Source organism: Coprobacter sp., assembly GCF_982436375.1.
In genome coordinates, this window is record NZ_CEWDCG010000179.1 from 1 (window position 1) to 6,323 (window position 6,323).

5 protein-coding genes are annotated in these 6,323 nt (G+C 35.5%); 3 read left to right on the plus strand and 2 right to left on the minus strand.

The window, feature by feature from the left end:
* Window positions 1-336 precede the first annotated feature (336 nt).
* Together rpiB and AC1WHX_RS09690 are read right to left on the minus strand one after the other, a co-directional pair.
* Window positions 337-789, minus strand: a complete 453-nt coding sequence (gene rpiB, locus AC1WHX_RS09685; RefSeq protein ID WP_122304328.1) for a ribose 5-phosphate isomerase B — start codon at window positions 787-789, stop codon at window positions 337-339.
* Window positions 790-876: 87 nt separating this feature from the next.
* On the minus strand, window positions 877-2,328 hold the full coding sequence (locus AC1WHX_RS09690; protein ID WP_481229243.1) for an ATP-binding cassette domain-containing protein: 1,452 nt from the start codon (window positions 2,326-2,328) through the stop codon (window positions 877-879).
* 304 nt (window positions 2,329-2,632) lie between these two features.
* Between AC1WHX_RS09690 and AC1WHX_RS09695 the strand changes: the two genes are divergently transcribed.
* From AC1WHX_RS09695 to AC1WHX_RS09705, 3 genes are all read left to right on the plus strand, one after another.
* Window positions 2,633-3,877, plus strand: a complete 1,245-nt coding sequence (locus tag AC1WHX_RS09695) for a BamA/TamA family outer membrane protein (protein ID WP_302545369.1) — start codon at window positions 2,633-2,635, stop codon at window positions 3,875-3,877.
* A gap of 106 nt (window positions 3,878-3,983) precedes the next feature.
* The gene (locus AC1WHX_RS09700; RefSeq protein WP_302545370.1) at window positions 3,984-5,570 is read left to right on the plus strand and encodes a phosphoethanolamine transferase family protein; all 1,587 of its coding nucleotides are present in this window, start codon (window positions 3,984-3,986) and stop codon (window positions 5,568-5,570) included.
* A 145-nt stretch (window positions 5,571-5,715) separates the two neighbouring features.
* A partial coding sequence (locus AC1WHX_RS09705; RefSeq protein WP_481229245.1) for a C40 family peptidase occupies window positions 5,716-6,323 on the plus strand: 608 nt, incomplete at its 3' end.

The following is a 6,323-nucleotide window of genomic DNA, read 5'->3' on the forward strand; positions in this document are numbered from 1 at the left end:
CACTTTGTGTATGAATTAGTTGGCTGATTTTATATTATTTACTGAATGTCCCTAAATATTGATTTTAGGAAAACTATAATTTGTTGAGGACGAAAGAACTGTAAATTATTTTTAGAGGCTGTCTAAATTTTATTCGAATTAAATTTGGAAGTTTCTTTCGAGGATGCTTTTCTGATTTTATAAGGATAATAGCGGACTATCTGACAAGTGAAAACGGAAAAAAGATCGGAAGAAAACATAAGCGTGACCTAATAATATTTTTTGCATCGGAAAATTTGAACAAATTCAGAAGTCTCTCTATTGTCAAATCGACAATAGAGAGACTTCTGAATTTGCTTATTTTACAGGAATTTTATCTATACGTCTTTGATGTCTTCCTCCTTCAAATTCTGTATTTAAGAATGTTTCAGCGATTTTTTCGGCTTCTTCGTTTTTTATAAATCTACCCGGCATTACGCAAATATTTGCATCATTATGAAGGCGGGCAAGCTTTCCTATCTCTTCATTCCAGCAAAGGGCAGCTCTGATTTTTTGGTGTTTATTTAATGTCATGTTAATGCCGTTTCCGCTCCCGCAGAATGCAAATCCCGGGTAACACTCTCCTGATTCTACTGCATTAGCAAGAGGATGAGCAAAATCTGGATAATCGACACTTTCACAAGAAAATGTACCGAAATCTTTAATTTCGATTCCTTTTTCGATTAAAAATTGTTTGATAAATTGTTTCATTTCAAAACCAGCATGATCACTTGCAAGACCTACCGGAATATTTTTTTTGAGGATGCTCATAACGTATAATAAGTATATATTTTCTGTTACAAATGTAAACAAAAAAATGAGTTTTATGTTGGCTTGAAATGGAAATATTTATATAGGTTACAAGCTCTTTTCCCGATTTTTTATTAGTTTAAATCGGTATCGGATACAAGAAGGTATTTCGTGACTATAATGCGTTACATACACTAAGGTTTTTCCCGGTCGTTCACAAAAATTTTCTATAATTTTTCTGACACGGCATTTATTACTGATGTCTAGACCGTGTAGAGGCTCATCTAAAATTAATAGATCCGGGTCTTTTACAAAAGCTCGGGCTAACAATATCAATCGCTGTTCGCCCGAAGATAGAGTAAGAAAAGGTCTGTTATATAAAGTTTCGATTCCAAAAGTGTGCATCCAGGCTAGTGCGATATTTTCTTGTTCTGGGGAACATTTTCGGTATAGTCCGATAGAATCGAAAAATCCAGAACCTACGATTTGTATAGCAGGAACATTTTCTGTATAGTATAAATGCATTTCTGGCGATACATATCCGATCCTGTTTTTTATTTCCCAGATGCTTTCTCCAGAGCCTCGTTTCCGATCGAACAAAAAAAGCGTATTTGCATAAGATTGAGGATTATCTGCATAAATAAGACTCAAGAGTGTAGATTTTCCTGCTCCGTTTTCTCCCAGTAGTACCCATTTTTCGCCGTTTTTTACTTCCCAGTCTAATCCTTTAAGTATTGGGTGTGATCCGTAAGAGATATTGATTTTCTCCATTCGAAATGTTACATTGTGCTCTGACTTTTTACGAGTAGGATCAGGAAGTCGTATTTGGTTGTGAACTTCAGGAAAGAGGTAATTCCTTAAATCGTTATTTTGTAAAAAATCATTGCGGGATATAGGATCATAGCAGACACGATTTCGGACGGGAAGAATATGAGTGATCATTTCTGGAATGTCATCCGGATTGGATAGAAGCAGAATGACTTGAAATTTTTTCATTTCGGACATTTGTGCTAACATTTCTGTTAACAGAATTCTAGAAGTCGCATCTAATCCGATGAAAGGATTGTCAAGAATCAGTATTTGTGGATGAGTAAGCAATGTTTTTATAATTAGAAATTTACGTAATTCTCCACTTGATAGATAGATAACTTTCTTGTCTAACATTTCTTCTATTCGGAATTGAATAAATAATTCCCGGATAGATATTTCATCATAATTGTTCGATAATAGTTCTCTTATTGTCTGGATTCCTTCATTCTCGGAGGAATGCCACCGTTGTTGATAGAAAGTTGTACGGCTATCTGTAATAGAATGAATATCTTTGAAAGTAATAGTTTTTATTACGTCAGATGTTTTGCCGGGATAATTATTGATAATTTCTCCCTCTTTCAGGGCATATTTCCCTTGTAAAAGTCCGGCTATTACACTTTTTCCTGCACCGTTAGGACCTATAATCGCCCATTGTTCGTTTGGTTTTATACACCAGTTTAGCGCTTTTTTAAATCGTATTTCTGGTAAACGGGGGATAGGGTTGTTAAAAACAATGCTTGTTTCTTTCATTTAAAATTCTGGTTATATTATAATACAAAGGTACGGAAAAATGGTATGTTTCTACAAATGAGAATTGAAGGTAATTATTTAAATCGGCTCTTAGAATCTATGATGTTATTAAGTTTCTGTACTTTAAAAAAGCATAATGTAAGATTATAATTTTAAGAAAACTATCGTGTGTTAAAACGTTTTGTTATAAATTTGTCCTGTTTATGACTTATGAATCGAATATATTTCGGTTTACTGTCAAACACATTGAGACTTTGCTTGTTATTAAGAATAGGTATTTATCGAATGTATGAAAGAGGTTCGGATGTTTATATGTATTATTCTGATATGGTCAGAAGGGGTTATTGCTTTGGCTTCTGCTTGTCCGGCTTCCGGATCGTTTTTGGGATCAGCTATTGATTCTGTGGAACAAACATCTGTTGCTATTGCAGAACCTTTCAATAAGGATACTGTTATTGGTACTTCCTTATCATTGAATTTAGATACGACTGAGGTTAAAAAGAAACCTTCTTTCTTTCGTCGTTTTTTGAATTATTTTAATGATGCCAATAAACCGAAGCCCCGTAAAAAATTTGATTTCAGTATAATTGGAGGGCCTCATTATTCAAGTGATACCAAACTCGGACTCGGATTGGTTGCTGCCGGACTTTATCAAGGAAAAGATACTTTGATGCAGCCCTCAATGGTATCTTTGTATGGTGATGTATCTACGACCGGATTTTATCTTTTAGGAGTAAAAGGAACCCATTTTTTCCCAGAAGATAAATACCGTTTGTTATATAATTTGTATTTCTTCTCTTTCCCCGGATATTTTTGGGGGACGGGATATGAAGCCGGAAGTAATGATGACAATAAAGGAAACTATAAGCGTATTCAGAATCAGGTCAAAATAGATTTTCTTTTTCGTTTGGCCAATAACCTTTATGCAGGGCCTCTGGCAAGTTTCGATTATGTTGCAGGGTCGAATTTTGAGAAGCCTGAAACATTGAACGAAGCTGCTAAATCGACACTATCAGTTGGGATAGGAGGTTCGATTTCCTACGATACAAGAGATTTTCAGACTAATTCGTATAAAGGAGTCTATTTGAAGTTGGAACAAAGCTTATCTCCCTGTTTCCTTGGAAATAAAGATGTTTTCTATACGACCGATGTATTGGCTGATATTTATCAGAAAGTATGGAAAGGTGGAATTTTAGCAATTGATATTCATGCTAAATTCACATTCGGAGATACACCTTGGACCATGATGCCTAAGTTGGGAGGAACATTACGGATGAGGGGATATTATGAAGGACAATATCGGGATAGAAATGTAGGGGAAGTTCAAGTAGAACTCAGACAACATGTCTGGAAACGGAATGGAGTTGTTTTTTGGGTCGGAGCGGGAAATGTATTTCATGATTTCAGATCGTTTAAATGGTCTCATACATTACCCAATTATGGTCTTGGATACCGTTGGGAATTTAAAAAACGAGTTAATGTCCGTTTGGATTATGGCTTCGGAAAAGGACAGTCAGGTTTTTTGTTTAATATAAATGAGGCATTTTAAGAAAAAAATATCGGATTGGTTAAGTAAGCAGCAAAATTTATATATACTGTTTACGATTATATTGATGATACCGACTTGCCTTCTTTTATATACAGAAGAAATGAGTATGGCAATGCGAGTAGCATACTTTTTTCTGCCTTTGTCGGTCTATATGGGATTGCTTGTTATGCGGCAGAAGCCGGGAGTAGTGTTGTTATGGCTTTCTTTACTTTTGTTGCTCGGGGCTTTTCAGGAAGTATTACTTTATTTATTTGGAAACTCTATCATTGCTTCCGATATGTTTCTAAATTTGTTTACGACCAGTACTGGAGAAGCTTCCGAATTATTAAGTAATCTTATACCGGCGTTGATATTGGTCTTTTTTGTATTTTTCGGTGCGATTTATTTGGCGTTTCATTCCATTCGTATGGAGGACCGTTTGCATGTGAGCGTCCGGAAAAAATTGGTTATTATAGCAGTCTGTAGTTTATTGATCGGTTTTATAGGGGGTGTGACGGCAAAAGTTCAAGAACCGAACGAAAATGTATTATTAAATATATATCCGGTTAATGTATTCTATAATATGAAATTTGCCAGAGAAAGTTGGCATAAAAGTAAAAATTATAGAAAAACTTCAGAATCGTTTTCATTTCAGGCTAAATCTCGGCATCCGTCAAACGATAAAGAAATTTATGTCTTGGTGATCGGTGAGACTTCCCGTTCAGATAATTGGAGTTTATACGGATATGAGAGAGAAACCAATCCTCGGTTGTCAAAAGAAAAATCATTGGTATGTTTTACTGATGTCGTTACGCAATGTAATGCGACTCATAAAAGTGTACCCTTGATTTTGTCGGCAGCATCGGCCGATAATTTTGAAATAATATATAAGCAGAAAAGTATTATTACGGCTTTTAAGGAAGCAGGTTTCAAGACGGCATTTTTGTCAAATCAAGTGCCGAATAATACATTCACTGATTTTTTTTCAAGAGAAGCCGATGTCGTAAAGCTTTTGAGAGGTGATCCTTTAGCTATCAGCGATAATCCTTTGGATCATGATTTGTTACCTTTGTTAGATAATTTTATAGCAAAAAGTGGCAATAAGCAGTTTATCGTATTGCATACTTATGGGTCGCATTTTAATTATCGTGACCGTTATTCCGATAAATTCAAAGTATTTATCCCTGACAACAGTGTAAATCTTGAATATCGACATCGTGACTTGTTGATTAATTCTTATGATAACTCGATTTTGAGTACCGATGACTTTTTGGCATCAGTTATCGATAAGTTGAGAAATACCGGAGCTGTGACATGTATGTTTTATCTTCCCGATCATGGTGAAGATATTATGGATGATGATCGGCATCGTTTTCTTCATGCGTCTCCGTGTCCTACATATTATCAATTGCATATCCCTTTTTTAATTTGGTTCTCGGATGAATATAACAATCGTTACCCCGAAGCGATAAAAAATGCTGTTTCGCATCATTCGTCTCCTATAACTACAAGAGCTGCGTTTCATACAATGCTCGATTTAGGAGGCATTGCCACAGCTCATCTCGATTCGGTATTTTCGGTTGTGAATGCAGACTTCTCTCCTCGTAAAAGAAGTTATTTGAATGATCATAATCTTCCGGAATCACTTGATAATTGCGGACTTAAAGAAGAAGATAAAGCTATGTTTAGAAAAAAAGGAATGGCATTTCCTTAGTCTTGTTAAATAAAGTGCCGTTTAACAATGAGGGCATTTACTGTTTTGTTTCTTTAAAAAAATGCGATTAAGTATAGGAATAGTTGCCTTTTCAAAATTTTTAGCTTAAATTTGAATCATTGAAAAACAAAAGAAATTGCAGAGGATGGCTTACTCTTGTTGGAAAATCAATACGTTGACCATTTTATTCGTCATGTTGTTTTCTCTTTTTGTCATACCAGTTTATGCTCAATCGCAGAAAGAGGTATTTGATATATCGAAAGGTAGGTTGACGCAAACTTGGCCTTCGAAGGATATGCAAAAGTTGTTGCCTTCACTTTCTGTGGATTCGGGACAGTCTGTTGTGGATCATTTACTTGAGTATGCTTTTCAATTTAAGGGACGTCCGTATTGCAGAGGAAGTAAAGGTCCGTCGAGTTTTGATTGTTCAGGTTTTACGTATTATGTGTTTAAAAAAATCGCGTTAAAATTGAATGCGTCTTCGGCAGCTCAGTATTTGCAAGGAACATCTGTTGATAAAGAGGATATTCGGCGGGGAGATCTTGTGTTTTTTAAAGGGCGCAATAGCACTTCTTCACGAGTAGGGCATGTAGGTTTAGTATCAGAGGTTTTGCCCGGAGGGAAATTTAAATTTATACACGCTTCTTGTTCGAAAGGAATCTGTGAAGAATCTAGTGATGCTCTTTATTATGCCAAACGTTATGTAGGGGCGAGGAGAGTGATTGAAAGTGACCATTCTTCGGTTTTATTAAA

What these genes read in the sequence shown, in the direction of transcription:
- rpiB (WP_122304328.1), bottom strand. Translation starts at nt 789, where the DNA reads ATGAGCATCCTCAAAAAAAATATTCCGGTAGGTCTTGCAAGTGATCAT.
- AC1WHX_RS09690 (WP_481229243.1), bottom strand. Translation starts at nt 2,328, where the DNA reads ATGAAAGAAACAAGCATTGTTTTTAACAACCCTATCCCCCGTTTACCA.
- AC1WHX_RS09695 (WP_302545369.1), top strand. Translation starts at nt 2,633, where the DNA reads ATGTTTATATGTATTATTCTGATATGGTCAGAAGGGGTTATTGCTTTG.
- AC1WHX_RS09700 (WP_302545370.1), top strand. Translation starts at nt 3,984, where the DNA reads ATGGCAATGCGAGTAGCATACTTTTTTCTGCCTTTGTCGGTCTATATG.